This is a genomic window from Microbacterium algihabitans (genome assembly GCF_032464975.1).
GTDB classification, from domain to species: domain Bacteria; phylum Actinomycetota; class Actinomycetes; order Actinomycetales; family Microbacteriaceae; genus Microbacterium; species Microbacterium algihabitans.
This window is the reverse complement of the sequence record NZ_JAWDIU010000001.1, coordinates 475,811-489,817: the sequence shown is the minus strand read 5'-3', so window position 1 is coordinate 489,817 and position 14,007 is coordinate 475,811. Positions and strand designations below refer to the sequence as shown.

At 71.5% G+C, this 14,007-nt stretch carries 12 protein-coding genes; 11 read left to right on the top strand and 1 reads right to left on the bottom strand.

Annotated features, from left to right (window positions below; all coding sequences use genetic code 11):
- Positions 1-34 precede the first annotated feature (34 nt).
- The 3 genes from RWH43_RS02215 (at position 35) to sucD (ending at position 2,532) form a co-directional block, all read left to right on the top strand.
- Positions 35-229, top strand: coding sequence for a hypothetical protein (locus RWH43_RS02215; RefSeq protein ID WP_144829200.1), 195 nt, complete (start codon positions 35-37; stop codon positions 227-229).
- A gap of 201 nt (positions 230-430) precedes the next feature.
- Positions 431-1,594: an ADP-forming succinate--CoA ligase subunit beta gene (gene sucC / locus RWH43_RS02210; RefSeq protein WP_316000557.1), complete on the top strand. Its 1,164-nt coding sequence runs from the start codon at positions 431-433 to the stop codon at positions 1,592-1,594.
- Between the two features lie 35 nt (positions 1,595-1,629).
- Entirely contained in the window at positions 1,630-2,532 is a 903-nt protein-coding gene (gene sucD, locus RWH43_RS02205; RefSeq protein ID WP_056226628.1) for a succinate--CoA ligase subunit alpha, read from the top strand.
- A 282-nt stretch (positions 2,533-2,814) separates the two neighbouring features.
- On the opposite strand, the gene RWH43_RS02200 is transcribed toward sucD, so the two are convergent.
- Positions 2,815-4,266, bottom strand: coding sequence for an NCS2 family permease (locus RWH43_RS02200; RefSeq protein WP_230704245.1), 1,452 nt, complete (start codon positions 4,264-4,266; stop codon positions 2,815-2,817).
- 67 nt (positions 4,267-4,333) lie between these two features.
- Between RWH43_RS02200 and RWH43_RS02195 the strand changes: the two genes are divergently transcribed.
- From RWH43_RS02195 to purN, 8 genes are all read left to right on the top strand, one after another.
- Positions 4,334-4,771, top strand: coding sequence for a nitroreductase family deazaflavin-dependent oxidoreductase (locus RWH43_RS02195; RefSeq protein WP_230704246.1), 438 nt, complete (start codon positions 4,334-4,336; stop codon positions 4,769-4,771).
- A 412-nt stretch (positions 4,772-5,183) separates the two neighbouring features.
- On the top strand, positions 5,184-7,763 hold the full coding sequence (nirB, locus tag RWH43_RS02190) for a nitrite reductase large subunit NirB (protein ID WP_316001105.1): 2,580 nt from the start codon (positions 5,184-5,186) through the stop codon (positions 7,761-7,763).
- Complete coding sequence (nirD, locus tag RWH43_RS02185; RefSeq protein WP_316000556.1) at positions 7,760-8,263, top strand: nitrite reductase small subunit NirD; 504 nt, start codon at positions 7,760-7,762, stop codon at positions 8,261-8,263. Before nirB ends, nirD begins: the two co-directional genes overlap by 4 nt.
- Complete coding sequence (cobA, locus tag RWH43_RS02180; protein WP_316000555.1) at positions 8,260-9,537, top strand: uroporphyrinogen-III C-methyltransferase; 1,278 nt, start codon at positions 8,260-8,262, stop codon at positions 9,535-9,537. The genes nirD and cobA overlap by 4 nt, the downstream gene beginning before the upstream one ends.
- Positions 9,534-10,673, top strand: coding sequence for a uroporphyrinogen-III synthase (locus tag RWH43_RS02175; protein ID WP_316000554.1), 1,140 nt, complete (start codon positions 9,534-9,536; stop codon positions 10,671-10,673). Before cobA ends, RWH43_RS02175 begins: the two co-directional genes overlap by 4 nt.
- Complete coding sequence (locus RWH43_RS02170; RefSeq protein ID WP_316000553.1) at positions 10,670-11,794, top strand: sirohydrochlorin chelatase; 1,125 nt, start codon at positions 10,670-10,672, stop codon at positions 11,792-11,794. The genes RWH43_RS02175 and RWH43_RS02170 overlap by 4 nt, the downstream gene beginning before the upstream one ends.
- Before the next feature lie 40 nt (positions 11,795-11,834).
- Complete coding sequence (locus tag RWH43_RS02165; RefSeq protein ID WP_316000552.1) at positions 11,835-13,343, top strand: cell division protein PerM; 1,509 nt, start codon at positions 11,835-11,837, stop codon at positions 13,341-13,343.
- A gap of 42 nt (positions 13,344-13,385) precedes the next feature.
- Positions 13,386-13,985 carry a phosphoribosylglycinamide formyltransferase gene (gene purN, locus RWH43_RS02160; protein WP_154096099.1) on the top strand — a complete coding sequence of 200 codons (600 nt, stop codon included), beginning with the start codon at positions 13,386-13,388 and terminating at the stop codon, positions 13,983-13,985.
- Positions 13,986-14,007: the final 22 nt, after the last annotated feature.

Sequence of the window (14,007 nt, the reverse complement as noted above, 5' to 3'; positions counted from 1 at the left end):
GCCTCCCGCCCGCCGGCGTCGCTACGGTCGGGGCATGGCGGACAACGCAGCGGGGGACGCGGGGCTGGCGCGGTACGTGATCATCGGGGTGGTCGTCGGCATCATCGCCGGGCCGCTCATCGGACTGCTCGTGCCCTCGATCGGGGTCGGATTCGGCATCTCGATCGGCCTGTTCCTCGGAATCATCGGCGCGGTCATCGCGTGGTTCGTGGTGCGTCCGAAGAAGTGAGCCGGCGCCCGCGTGCCGTCGCTGTAACCCTGAGTTCTCTGTTCTGCCGGCCACGGTGGCATCCGGGAACCCCCTCCCATCGAAGGGGCAAGGGTCGGGGGGCTCCAGCCCCGTCTAGTAGGGTTGTCGACTGGCGAAGATCTCTTGATATCGAGAGAGTTCGCCTCCTCCCACCACCGATCGCCCAGCGAAGGATTGTCCGTGGATCTCTACGAGTACCAGGCACGTGATCTGTTCGAAAAGTACGAGGTGCCGGTACTCGCCGGCATCATCGCCGACACCCCTGAGGAGGCGAAGGCGGCCGCGGAGAAGCTCGGCGGTGTCGTCGTCGTCAAGGCTCAGGTCAAGACCGGAGGCCGCGGCAAGGCCGGCGGCGTGAAGGTCGCGAAGAACTCCGATGAGGCGTTCGAGGCGGCCCAGGCCATCCTCGGCCTCGACATCAAGGGTCACGTCGTCAAGCGCGTCATGGTCGCCGCCGGCGCCCGCATCGCCAAGGAGTTCTACTTCTCGGTGCTGCTCGACCGCGCCAACCGCTCCTACCTCTCGCTCTCGAGCGTCGAGGGCGGCATGGAGATCGAAGAGCTCGCCGTCGAGCGTCCCGAGGCGCTCGCGCGCATCGAGGTCGACCCGATCGAGGGCATCACGCCCGAGAAGGCCCTCGAGATCGCCAAGGCCGCGAAGTTCGACGACGAGCTGGCCCCCAAGGTGGCCGACGTCTTCGTCAAGCTCTTCAACGTCTACAAGGGCGAGGACGCCACGCTCGTCGAGGTGAACCCCCTCATCCAGAGCGAAGACGGCGACATCATCGCCCTCGACGGCAAGGTCTCGCTCGACGAGAACGCCGGCTTCCGTCACCCCGACCACGAGGCGCTCGAAGACAAGGACGCCGCCGACCCGCTCGAGGCCAAGGCCAAGCAGCACGACCTCAACTACGTCAAGCTCGACGGTCAGGTCGGCATCATCGGCAACGGCGCGGGCCTGGTCATGTCGACCCTCGACGTCGTCGCGTACGCCGGTGAGAAGCACAACGGCGTCAAGCCCGCCAACTTCCTCGACATCGGCGGCGGCGCCTCGGCGACCGTCATGGCCGCCGGCCTCGACGTCATCCTCGGCGACGAGCAGGTCAAGAGCGTCTTCGTCAACGTCTTCGGTGGCATCACCTCGTGCGTCGCCGTGGCCGAGGGCATCGTCAAGGCCCTCGAGATCCTCGGTGACACCGCCACCAAGCCGCTCGTCGTGCGCCTCGACGGCAACCAGGTCGAAGAGGGTCGCGCGATCCTCGCCGCCGCCAACCACCCGCTCGTCACCCTCGCAGCCGGTATGGACGAGGGCGCCGACAAGGCCGCCGAACTGGCCAACGCCTAACCCTTCGACAAGCTCAGGGACCGGATAAAGAGAACATGTCTATCTACCTCAACAAGGACTCCAAGGTCATCGTCCAGGGCATCACCGGCGGTGAGGGCACCAAGCACACCGCCCTCATGCTCAAGGCCGGCACCCAGGTCGTCGGTGGCGTGAACGCCCGCAAGGCCGGCACCACGGTCTCGCATAAGGACGCGTCGGGCAACGACGTCGAGCTGCCCGTCTTCGCGTCGGTCGAAGAGGCCATCCGCGAGACCGGCGCCGACGTGTCGATCGCGTTCGTGCCCCCGGCCTTCACCAAGGACGCGATGGTCGAGGCTATCGACGCCGAGATCCCCCTGCTCGTCGTGATCACCGAGGGCGTGCCCGTCGGCGACACCGCCGAGGCGTGGGCGTACTCGAAGGCCAAGGGCGAGAAGACCCGCATCATCGGTCCGAACTGCCCCGGCATCATCACGCCCGGCGAGGCGCTCGTGGGCATCACGCCCGCGAACATCACCGGCAAGGGACCCATCGGCCTCGTGTCGAAGTCGGGCACCCTGACCTACCAGATGATGTTCGAGCTGCGCGACCTCGGCTTCTCGACCGCCATCGGCATCGGCGGCGACCCGGTCATCGGCACCACGCACATCGACGCCCTGGCGGCGTTCGAGGCCGACCCCGAGACCAAGGCCATCGTCATGATCGGTGAGATCGGTGGAGACGCCGAAGAGCGTGCCGCCGACTTCATCAAGGCCAACGTCACCAAGCCGGTCGTCGGCTACGTCGCCGGCTTCACCGCTCCCGAGGGCAAGACCATGGGCCACGCCGGCGCCATCGTCTCGGGCTCGGCCGGTACCGCTCAGGCGAAGAAGGAGGCCCTCGAGGCCGCCGGCGTCAAGGTCGGCAAGACGCCGTCCGAGGCTGCCGCCCTGATGCGCGAGATCATCGAGAGCCTGTAAGCAGCACTCTCTGCGGGGCCCGGATGCCATGGCATCCGGGCCCTTTCGCGTGTCCGTCGTGCCGGGCGGGGCGGGCGTGGACGCGGGCGGGCGACGGGGCGGACCGCGTGAGGACGCACTCGGTCGTCGAGGACTATCGGATGGGCGGCAAACGGGTGCGGTCTGAGCAAACGGGTGCGGCTTCGGTGCGGTGGGGCGGTTGCCGCGCGCCCCGCCCTGCGGCAGCGACGGAAAAGGGCCCGGATGCCGCGGCATCCGGACCCTTCCGAGAGGAATCGAACCTCAGCCGAGCAGAGCCTCGACCGGGCCGCGGGCGAAGAAGACCACGAAGCCGGCGGCGACGATCCACAGCAGGGGGCTGACTCGACGCGCGCGACCCGAGAGGGCCTGGATCAGCACCCAGCTGACGAAGCCCGCGCCGATGCCGTTGGCGATCGAGTAGGTCAGCGGCATGACGGTGACCGTGAGGAACACCGGGATCAGCACCGACAGGTCGGAAAGGTCGACGTGGCGGATCTGCGCCATCATCAGCGCGCCCACGATGACCAGCGCCGCGGCGGCGATCTCGCTCGGCACGATGCTGGTCAGCGGCGTGAAGAACATCGCCAGCAGGAACAGTGCTCCCGTCACGACGTTGGCGAGGCCCGTGCGGGCGCCCTCGCCGATGCCGGAGCCCGACTCGATGAACACCGTGTTCGACGACGACGAGGTTGCGCCTCCGGCCACAGCACCGATGCCCTCGATCACCAGCGCCGAGCGCAGGCGCGGGAAGGTGCCGTCGGGAGCCGCGAGTCCCGCCTCGCGCGACAGGCCGGTCATGGTGCCCATCGCGTCGAAGAAGTTCGTGAACACGAGCGTGAACACCAGCATGAGGGCGGCGAGGATGCCGATGCGGCCGAACGAGCCTGCCAGGTCGACCTGGCCGACGAGCGACAGGTCGGGAAGGCTCACCCACTGCGCGGGGAGCGTCGGCACGGTCAGGCCCCAGCCACCGGCGTTGCCGTCGGCCTTCGCACCGAGACCCGCGACCGCCTCGACGATCACGGCGATGACGGTGCCCGAGAGCAGGCCGATGAGCAGCGCGGCCTTGACCTTGCGCACGAGCAGCACGGCGGTGATGACGAGGGTCAGCACGAACAGGGCGGTCGGGATCGTGGCGATCGAGCCGCCGACGCCGAGGCCCACCGGGGGCGAGCTCAGGCCGGTCGAGGTGACGAGGCCGCTGTCGACGAAGCCGATGAACGCGATGAACAGGCCGATTCCGACCGTGATCGCCGTCTTCAGCGCGAGGGGCACGGCCTCGAAGATCATGCGGCGCAGGCCCGTGACCGCGAGCAGCACGATGATCAGGCCGTTGATGACGACGAGTCCCATGGCCTCGGGCCAGGTGACCTCGCCCACGATGCCGACCGCGAGGAACGAGTTGATGCCCAGGCCCGCGGCGAAGGCGAACGGCAACCGGGTCACGAGGCCGAAGAGCATCGTCATGACACCCGCGGTCAGCGCGGTGACCGCGGCGACCTGCGTGAAGCCGAGGGCGTTGCCGGCGACGTCGGGCGTGCCCGACAGGATGATCGGGTTGAGGATGACGATGTAGGCCATCGTCACGAAGGTGACCACGCCGCCGCGGACCTCCGCGCCGACGGTCGAGCCGCGCGCGGTGATCTCGAAGAACTTGTCGAGACGGTTCTTCGGTGTGGGAACGGTCGTGGTCTCGGGAGCAGAAGCGCTCATGAAGGCTCCAGGAAAAAGGGGGAGGGGCTAGACCGGAGGGGGAAGACGCCGACGTATCGTGTGAGCTATGTCACTCTCAGGAGAGTATCTACCCAGCACCAGCGAATGGGCCCGTCAGCAGGCGGAGACGTTCGAAGCCACGGGGGGCAAGGAGTCCGCCGACATGCGGGGCGTACCCATCATCGTCCTCACCACCGTCGGCGCCAAAACGGGCGGCCTGCGCAAGACCGCCCTGATGCGCGTCGAGCACGACGGCAAGTACGCGGTCGTGGCGTCGAAGGGCGGCGCCCCGGAGCACCCCGCGTGGTTCTTTAACCTCGTGAAGAACCCCCGCGTCGCCCTGCAGGACGGCGACGTGAAGAAGGAGTACGACGCGCACCAGGCCGAGGGCGCTGAGCGCGAGGAGTGGTGGGGCTACGCGACCGAGGTCTGGCCCGACTACGACGAGTACCAGAAGAAGACCGACCGCCGCATCGAGCTGTTCGTGCTGGAGCCGGTCGACTGACGGAGCCGCTGGGCTTGTCGAAGGGCCGGGGTTGTCTGCGGGTTGCGGTGGCTTCGACAGGCTCAGCCACCTCGCTGGGCGCCGCGCGGGTTGCGGTGGCTTCGACAGGCTCAGCCACCTTGGCGGAGGTCCCTGAGCTTGTCGAAGGGCCGGGGTTGTCTGCGGGTTGCGGTGGCTTCGACAGGCTCAGCCACCTCGGGCTCAGCCACCTCAGGCTCAGCCACCTCGGTGGGCGCAAACCTCACACCAGGCCCGCGCCCGCGTGAGAGAAACGTTCGCCGGGGGTAACGCGGGCGCGAGGGCGGGAGAAACCTCGGCTGCCTAGCGTCGGGGCATGGCCCGCTCGAACCCCGCAACCGGAACGAAACACGCCGCTGACGCCTCGGCAAAGTCCGCCGCGTACGGTGACGGCATGCTCCACCCCGCTCCATCCGGATCCGTCGTGGTCGTGGGTGCGGGAATGGTGGCCCACCGCTTCGTCGAGAGCCTCACGAGCCGCGACACCGACGGCCGTTGGTCAGTCACGGTGCTGGGGGACGAGGCCCGCGGCCCGTACGACCGCGTCGGCCTCACCGGCTACTTCAGCGGCAAGACCCCCGACGACCTCGCCCTCGACCCCGCCGTGCTCGAGCACGACCGGGTGCGGGTGCGCACCGACGCCCGCGTCACGGCGATCGACCGCGCGGCGCGCACCGTCACCACGGCCGGAGGGTCGACGCACGCGTACGACCGCCTCGTGCTGGCGACCGGCTCGTTCGCGGCGCGCCTGGCCCTCGACGGCTTCGACCACCAGGGCTGCTTCGTCTACCGCACGCTCGACGACGTCGCGGCGATGCGGGCGTGGGTCGCGAAGCGCTCGGCCCAGCTCGGTCGGCCCCTGCGCGGCGCGGTCGTCGGCGGCGGTCTGCTCGGACTCGAGGCCGCGGGAGCTCTGCAGGCCGAGGGCGTCTCGCCGTTCGTGCTGCAGTCGAACGAGCGCCTCATGTCGGCGCAGCTCGACCTGGGCGGGGCGCGCACCCTGCAGCGGCTCATCGAAGCGCGCGGTATCGAGGTGCGTACGAGCTCGGTGACGACCCGGGTGGATGCCGACAAGACCGGCGCCGTGTGCGGCCTCGAGCTGCGCGACGGCACGTGGGAGGCCGTCGACATCGTGGTCTTCACGGTCGGCGTGCGGCCCCGCGACGAGCTCGCCCGTGCCGCCGAGCTGCGGGTCGACCCCCGCGGCGGCGTGGTAATCGACGAGGGCTGCGACACCTCGGATCCCGCGATCATGGCAATCGGCGAGGTTGCGAGCTTCGACGGGCAGTGCATCGGTCTCGTCGCGCCCGGCTACGCGATGGCCGAGGTCGCCGCGACGCGCCTGCTGGGCGGCGAGGCCGCCTTCCCCGGGTTCGACACCTCGGCCAAGCTCAAGCTCTCGGGCGTCGAAGTCGCGAGCTTCGGCGACGCGTTCGCCGAGACGCCGAACGCCCTCGACGTCACCTACGCCGACCCGGTGTCGGGCGTGTACAAGAAGCTCGTGTTGAGCGATGACGCGCAGACGCTGCTCGGCGGCATCCTGGTCGGCGACGCCTCGGCGTACACCTCGCTGCGCCCGCTCGTCGGTCGTGCCCTCGGCGGCGACCCCGCGGCCTACCTCATGCCCTCCGACCTCGCCCCGGCCCCGCAGGGCGACCTGCCCGCCGACGCGATCGTCTGCTCGTGCAACGGCGTCACCGCCGGAACGGTGCGCGAGGCCGTCACCGAACACCAGTGCGCGGATGCCGGCGAGGTCAAGGCCTGCACCAAGGCCGGGGCCGCGTGCGGCTCGTGCTTCACGCTGGTGAAGAAGCTCGTGGCGACCGAGTTGGCGGCATCCGGAAAAGAAGTCTCGAACGGACTGTGCGAGCACTTCTCGTTCACCCGGGCGCAGTTGTTCGACGCCGTGCGGGTGTCGGGGCTGCGCACCTTCACCTCGATCGTCGAGCGCTTCGGCACCGGGCGCGGCTGCGACCTCTGCAAGCCGGCTCTCGCGAGCATCCTCGCCAGCCTGTACTCGGGGCACGTGCTCGACGGCGAGCTCGCGACGATGCAGGACACCAACGACCACGTGATGGCCAACATCCAGCGCGACGGCAGCTACAGCGTCGTCCCGCGCATCCCGGGCGGCGAGATCACGCCCGAGGGACTCGTGGTGATCGGCGAGGTCGCGCGCGACTTCGGGCTGTACACGAAGATCACCGGCGGCCAGCGGATCGATCTGTTCGGCGCCCGCCTCGACCAGCTGCCCGACATCTGGAAGCGTCTCGTCGACGCCGGCTTCGAATCCGGTCACGCGTATGGCAAGTCGCTGCGCACCGTGAAGTCGTGCGTCGGCTCGACCTGGTGCCGCTACGGCGTGCAGGACGCGGTCGGCATGGCCGTGCAGCTCGAGCTGCGCTACCGAGGCCTCCGCTCGCCGCACAAGCTCAAGTTCGGCGTCTCGGGCTGCGCGCGCGAGTGCGCCGAGGCCCGCGGCAAGGACATCGGGGTGATCGCGACCGAGGCCGGCTGGAACCTCTACGTCGGCGGCAACGGCGGCTTCACCCCGCGTCATGCGGTGCTGTTCGCCGAGGGCCTCGACGACGAGGGGCTGCTGCGGGCGATCGACCGGTTCCTCATGTTCTACATCCGCACCGCCGACCGGCTGCAGCGCACGGCGCCGTGGGCCGAGGACTACGAGGGCGGACTCGAGGCGCTGAAGGGCGTCGTGTTCGACGACACGCTCGGCATCGCCGACGATCTCGATCGGGCCATGGCATCCCACATCGACGCGTACGAAGACGAGTGGGCCGCGACCCTCGCCGACCCCGAGAAGCTCAAGCGCTTCCAGAGCTTCGTGAACGCCCCCGACAAGGCCGACCCCTCGCTCGCCTACGTCGCCGAGCGCGGCCAGGCCCGACCCGCCACGGCCGAGGAACGCGCGTCGGGCGCGGTGCTCATCGGTGGCACGACGCTGGCGGTGCGGTCATGACCCTGATGCAGACGACTCCGGATGCCGGGACCCCGGCCGTGACGTCGAGCTCGACCGGCGCTGCCGACGGGCCGGCGGCGCAGGGCTGGATCCGCGTGTGCCGCGTCGACGACCTGCTCGTGGAGCGCGGGGCCGCGGCGCTGCTCGGCGACCGGCAGATCGGGCTGTTCCGCACGTTCGACGGCCGTATCTTCGCGACCGACCAGATCGACCCGTTCAGCGGGGCGGCGGTGCTCTCGCGCGGGATCGTCGGCGACCGCGGGGGAGTGCCCACCGTGGCCTCGCCCATGTACAAGCAGGTGTTCGACCTGCGCACGGGAGCCTGCCTCGACACGCAGGGCAAGGAGCCGCTGGCCGTGGCCGTGCACCCGGTCGCGGTCGCCGACGGGGACGTGTTCGTGAAGCTCGTGACCGGCGCGGTGCCGGCGGGCAGCGCTCACGCTGATCCCGCGCACGCCGATCCCGCGCATGCTGACCTCGCAGAAGGAGACGCCCGATGATCGCTCTCGCAGGACTCGACCTCACCGACAAGCTCGTCGTGTGCGTGGGCGGCGGCTCCGTCGCCGAGAAGCGCATCGCGCGGCTGCGCGCCGCCGGCGCCCGGGTGCGGGTGGTCGCCCCCGTCGCGACGCCGGGTCTCGCCGCGCTCGCCGCCGCGGGCGACATCGAATGGCAGGCGCGCGCCTTCGCCGCCGAAGACCTCGATGACGCCTGGTTCTGCCACACGGCCACGGGCGCGGCATCCGTCGACGCCGCCGTCGTCGCCGCAGCCGAGGCCCGCCGTGTGTGGTGCGTCAACGCGGGCCACGGAGGCAAGGGCACCGCGCGCCTGGCCGCCGAGACCACGAGTGGCGACGTCATGGTCGGCGTCGTCTCCACCGCGGGCGCCGACCCCCGCCGCAGCGTCGCCGTGCGCGACGCCATCGCCCAGCGCCTCGCCGAAGGCGCCCTTCCGCTCCGCCGCCGACGTCGCCCGCTCGTGGGGAGCGTGGCGCTCGTCGGCGGCGGTCCCGGCCCGATCGATCTGCTGACGGTGCGCGCCCGCGCGCTGCTGGCCGAGGCCGACGTCGTCGTGCACGACCGGCTCGGCCCCACCGGCGTGCTCGCCGAGCTCGGCGACGACGTCGAGCTGATCGACGTGGGCAAGCGCCCGCAGCACCACCCGGTGCCGCAGCACGAGATCAACGCGATCCTCGTCGACCGCGCCGCTCGCGGGCTGCGGGTCGTGCGACTCAAGGGCGGCGACCCGTTCGTCTACGGCCGCGGTGGTGAAGAGGTCATCGCGTGCCGAGAGGCCGGGATCGCGGTCGAGGTCGTGCCCGGCATCTCGAGCGCGATCGCCGTTCCCTCGTCGGCGGGCATTCCCGTGACGCACCGGGGCGTCGCCGGTACCCTGCATGTCGTGAACGGTCAGGAGACCCCGAGCGAAGCGACCCTCGCCGCCCTGCGCGACGACAGCGCCACGGTCGTCGCGCTGATGGGCGTGAGCGCCCTGCCGCGGTTCGTCGCCGCGGCCCGCGCCGCCGGGGCTCCCGAGACGCGGCCCGTCGCATTCGTCGAGAACGGCCACACGCCCGCTCAGCGCACGATCCGCACCACGCTCGCGACGGCGATGGCGGATGCCGAGACTCACCGCCTCGCGAATCCCGCGGTGCTGGTGTTCGGCGAGGTCGCCCGGGCCGATCTGCTGCTGCCGGTCGCGGCGCCCGCTGCGGCTCAGGCCCCTGCGCCGTCGGTCGCGGTCACGGTCGGCCGGAGCGAGGGCATCGGGTGACCACACCCGCGCGGACGATCAGCACGGTGCTCCAGGGGTGCACCGTGCTGCTTCCCGTCGACCGGCGGTCGGGGGAGCTGTCGGCCGCGCTCGAACGTCACGGCGCGCGCGTGCGGGTCGCGCCGGCGCTCACGATCGTCCCGCACGTCGACGACGACGAGCTGATCGCGCAGACGCGGTCGCTGGTCGACGATCCGCCCGACGTCGTCGTGGCCACCACCGGCGTGGGGTTCCGCGCCTGGATGGAGACCGCTGACGAGGCGGGCCTGCACGACGCTCTGGCCCCCGTGCTCGACAGCGCACGGATCGTCGCCCGCGGCCCCAAGGCGCGCGGCGCGATCCAGCAGGCCGGGTTCGAGGCCGACTGGGTCGCCGAGAGCGAGACGGCCGCCGAACTGCGCGACTTCCTCGTGGCCGAGGGGATCGAGGGACTCCACGTCGCTGTGCAGCACCACGGCTCGGGGGCCGACGGTCTCGACGAGGCGTTCGAGGCGGCCGGCGCGCGCGTGACCAGCCTCACCATCTACCGCTGGGGTCCCCCGCCCGACCCCGAGATCGTCGCCGCGTCGACCCAGCAGGTCGCGCGGGGAGAGATCGACGCGGTGCTGTTCACCTCGGCCCCCGCCGCGCGCGAGTGGATCCTCGCGGCCGAACGGGCCGACGCGCTCGACGGAGTGGCCGCGCGAGCCGCCCGCGGGCACGTGCTCGTCGCCGCCGTCGGGCCCATCACCGCAAGTCCCCTCCTCGAGGCGGGCATCACCCCGCTCATCCCCGACCGCGGACGACTCGGCGCGCTCGTGCGAGCCGTGGTGACGCACTACGGCGGGGTGGACGCGGCGCTCATCCCGACGACGGTCGGGCGTCTCGGCATCCGCTCATCGGGGATCGTGCTCGACGGGGAGTTCACGCCGCTGCCGCGCACCGGCGTCGAGATCCTGCGGGCACTCGCCAAGAACCCCGGGGCCGTCGTCTCGCGCGCCGACCTGATCGCCGCGCTGTCGAGCGCGGAGTCCAGCGGCCACGCCGTCGAGGTGGCGGTGGCCCGCACGCGCGAGGCGCTCGGCGGGCTCGACCTGATCCGCACCGTCTACAAGCGCGGATACCGGCTCGACGTGATCGACGAGGAGGACGCATGACCGCCGTACTGATCGCCTGCGCCCACGGCACGAGGTTCGAAGAGGGTCGCGTCGTCGTGCGCGAGCTGCTCGAGGTGCTGCGCTCCACCGCTCCCGCGGGCGTCGAGGTGCTCGAGGCCTATGTCGACGTGCACGGTCCGTACGTGTCCGACGTGGTCGCCGCAGCGCGGGAGCGCACGGACGACATCGTGATCGTACCACTGCTGCTGTCGACCGGCTATCACACCGAGGTCGACCTGGTGGAGGCCGCGGGTGGCCTCCCGGTCGCGCCCGCGCTCGGACCCCACCCGGTGCTGGCCGAGATTCTCGCCGATCGCGTGCGCGCGGCCGGGGCCGCTCCCGACGACACCGTCGTGCTCGCCGCGGCCGGATCCACCCGCCCGGGCGCCGTGGTCGACGTCGAACGCATGGCGGAGCTGATGGCGGACGCCGGTGTGACAGGTCCCGTCGTCACGGCCTACGCCGCGGCATCCGACCCCCGCATTCCGGATGCCGTGGCGACAGCACGCGCGGACGGCCGCCGCACGGTCGCCGCGAGCTACGTGCTCGCCCCGGGGCACTTCTCGCGCGTGATCGAGAAGGCGGATGCCGACCTCACCACCGCCCCGATCGGCGCGGACCCGCGCCTGGCGACGGTGGTGTGGGAGCGGTGGGCCGCGGCGCGCCGCCCCCGGGCCTCGGTTGCGGAGGTGGTCCCGGCCCCTTCGACAGGCTCAGGGACCTCGGTCGCAGAGGTGGCTGAGCTTGTCGAAGCCCCCGGTCGTGCGTTGGTTGCGGACCCTTCGACAGACTCAGGGTCCTCGGTGGCGGAGGTGGCTGAGCTTGTCGAAGCCCCCGGTCGTGCGTCGGTTCCGGACCCTTCGACAGGCTCAGGGACCTCGGTCGCGGAGGTGGCTGAGCTTGTCGAAGCCTCCGGTTGTGCGTCGGTTGCGGACCCTTCGACAGGCTCAGGGTCCTCGGTCGCAGAGGTGGCTGAGCTTGCCGAAGCCCCCGGTCGTGCGTTGGTTGCGGACCCTTCGACAGGCTCAGGGACCTCGGTTGCGGAGGTGGCAGGGTCCTCCTCGCGCGGCCTCTGCGCCGGGCTGCGCGGCCTCTTCTCGCGCGCTCGCCGCCGCGCCTGAGCAGAGCGCTGGGGGAGCGCGGGTAGGGTTCCTCTCGCCCATGCATCGCCTCCTCGTCGCCCTTCTGGCCGCTCTCGACGCCGTTCTGGCCGCCGCGGGCGGTATCGCCGTGGTGCTCGCACCGCTCACCCTGCTGTGGGTGTTCGGTATCGGCAATCCCGACTGGTCGGCCCTCTGGCCGGCATCGGCCGCGGTATGGCACCTGGGCCACCTCGTGCCGGTGACCCTGACCCTGCCCGACACGTATCTCGCGGCGACGGGCATCGACCCCTCGTTCGCGACCTTCACGCTGTCGCTCGCGCCGCTCGCCTTCGCCGCCTTCACCGCGTTGTTCGCCGCGCGCTCGGGAGCCCGCGCCGGGGAGGCGGGAGCAGCGCTCACCGGCTGGCTGTCGGGTTCGGTGGTCTTCACCGCCCTGACCACGGTCGTCGCACTCACGTCGAACGCCGCGCTCGTGGCATCCGACACCTGGCTCTCGATCCTTCTGCCGTCGCTGTTCTTCGTCGCCCCCTCGTTCATCGGAGCGGTGCTCGGTGCCTGGCGGGTCGGTGACGACGGCCCCGTCGACGCCGTGCGGGGGTGGATCGCGCGGATGCCGCGAGACTGGGCCCTCGTGCCCGCCCTCGCGATCCGCGGCTTCGCCGTCACCGCGCTCGGACTCGTCGCCGTCGCCTCGGTAGTGGTCGTCGTGGGCCTCATCGCGCGCTCGACGCAGGTGATCGGCCTCTTCCAGGCGAGCAACGCCGACGCTCTCGGAGCGACCGTCATCGCGCTCGGGCAGCTGATGTACCTGCCGACGCTCGTGCTCTGGGCCTTGTCGTTCACGGCCGGCCCGGGCTTCGCACTCGGAACCGACACCGCCGTGACGCCGGCGGCGACGCAGGTCGGCGCGCTCCCCGGCATCCCGGTGCTCGGCGCCGTGCCCGACACCACCTCGTCGTGGCTGCTGCTGCTCGTGCTGCTCCCGGTCGCGGTCGGCGCGCTGACCGGGTGGATCCTGCGATCCCGGATGCCGCTAAACGACGACCACGAACCCGTCGCGCCCCGGCTGGTCGTCGCCCTCAGCGTCGCGGTGCTCACCGGCGGAGCGGGTGCGCTCGCCGCGGTGCTCTCGAGCGGAGCGATCGGGCCCGGACGACTCGTCGAGACCGGCCCGCAGCCCGGCCCCCTCGCGCTCGCGCTCGGCCTCGAAGTGCTCGTCGGCCTTGCGATCATGCTGCTCGGCCCCCGCGTCGGCGGAGACGCCCCGCCCGAGGTCGTCGAGCACCGCGACGAGACTCCCGCCTTCGTCCCGGCCCCCCGCGCGCACACCGCGTTCGACCACGACGAGCACGCGACCGGACCCGCTCCCGTGCTCGCGGCGCCCGGAACCGGCATCGCCTCCGACGTCTGGCCCCGCACGTTCACCGAACCGGATGCCGCGCGCCCCAGCGCGACGCCCGTCGCGACGCCCGAGCGCACCGAGGTCGGCCTGACCGACGAGGAGCGCGCCCGCATCCGCGCAGCCTGGGGCTCGGCCGACCGCGACGGCCACCGCGACGACCGCTGACCCGCTTCGGCACGCTCCGACCCACCTGCGTAGACTGAGCGCGTGCTCACGGTCGCCGTCCTCATCTCCGGCACCGGCTCCAACCTCCGCGCCCTGCTCGAGGCGGCATCCGCCCCCGACTTTCCGGCGCGCGTCGTGGTGGTCGGTGCCGATCGCGAAGCCGACGGCTTCGCCCACGCCGAGCACTTCGGCATCCCCAGCTTCCTCGTCGCGTACGACTCGTTCGAGAGCCGCGAAGAGTGGGGCGCCGAACTGGGCGCGCAGCTGGCCGTGTGGAACCCCGACCTCGTCGTGCTGAGCGGACTCATGCGCCTGCTGCCGGCCGACCTCGTCGCCGCGTGGGAACCCCGCATCATCAACACCCACCCCGCGTACCTCCCCGAGTTCCCCGGAGCCCACGGCGTGCGCGACGCCCTCGCCGCCGGCGTCGAGCAGACCGGAGCGAGCGTCATCGTCGTCGACTCCGGCGTCGACACAGGGCCGATCCTCGCGCAGGAGCGCATCCCCGTGCTGCCCGGCGACACCGAAGACACCCTGCACGAGCGCATCAAGCCCGTCGAACGACGTCTGCTCATCGACGTCGTGCGCCGCATCGCCGAGGGCGAGCTCGACCTCGCCGCCGCGGCATCCCGAACCGCCTGACCCGCGCGGCGGGCGCTCGCCC

Coding starts and splice junctions, on each gene's coding strand:
- RWH43_RS02215 (WP_144829200.1), top strand. CDS start 35: ATGGCGGACAACGCAGCGGGGGACGCGGGGCTGGCGCGGTACGTGATC.
- sucD (WP_056226628.1), top strand. CDS start 1,630: ATGTCTATCTACCTCAACAAGGACTCCAAGGTCATCGTCCAGGGCATC.
- RWH43_RS02200 (WP_230704245.1), bottom strand. CDS start 4,266: ATGAGCGCTTCTGCTCCCGAGACCACGACCGTTCCCACACCGAAGAAC.
- RWH43_RS02195 (WP_230704246.1), top strand. CDS start 4,334: ATGTCACTCTCAGGAGAGTATCTACCCAGCACCAGCGAATGGGCCCGT.
- nirB (WP_316001105.1), top strand. CDS start 5,184: ATGCTCCACCCCGCTCCATCCGGATCCGTCGTGGTCGTGGGTGCGGGA.
- nirD (WP_316000556.1), top strand. CDS start 7,760: ATGACCCTGATGCAGACGACTCCGGATGCCGGGACCCCGGCCGTGACG.
- cobA (WP_316000555.1), top strand. CDS start 8,260: ATGATCGCTCTCGCAGGACTCGACCTCACCGACAAGCTCGTCGTGTGC.
- RWH43_RS02170 (WP_316000553.1), top strand. CDS start 10,670: ATGACCGCCGTACTGATCGCCTGCGCCCACGGCACGAGGTTCGAAGAG.
- RWH43_RS02165 (WP_316000552.1), top strand. CDS start 11,835: ATGCATCGCCTCCTCGTCGCCCTTCTGGCCGCTCTCGACGCCGTTCTG.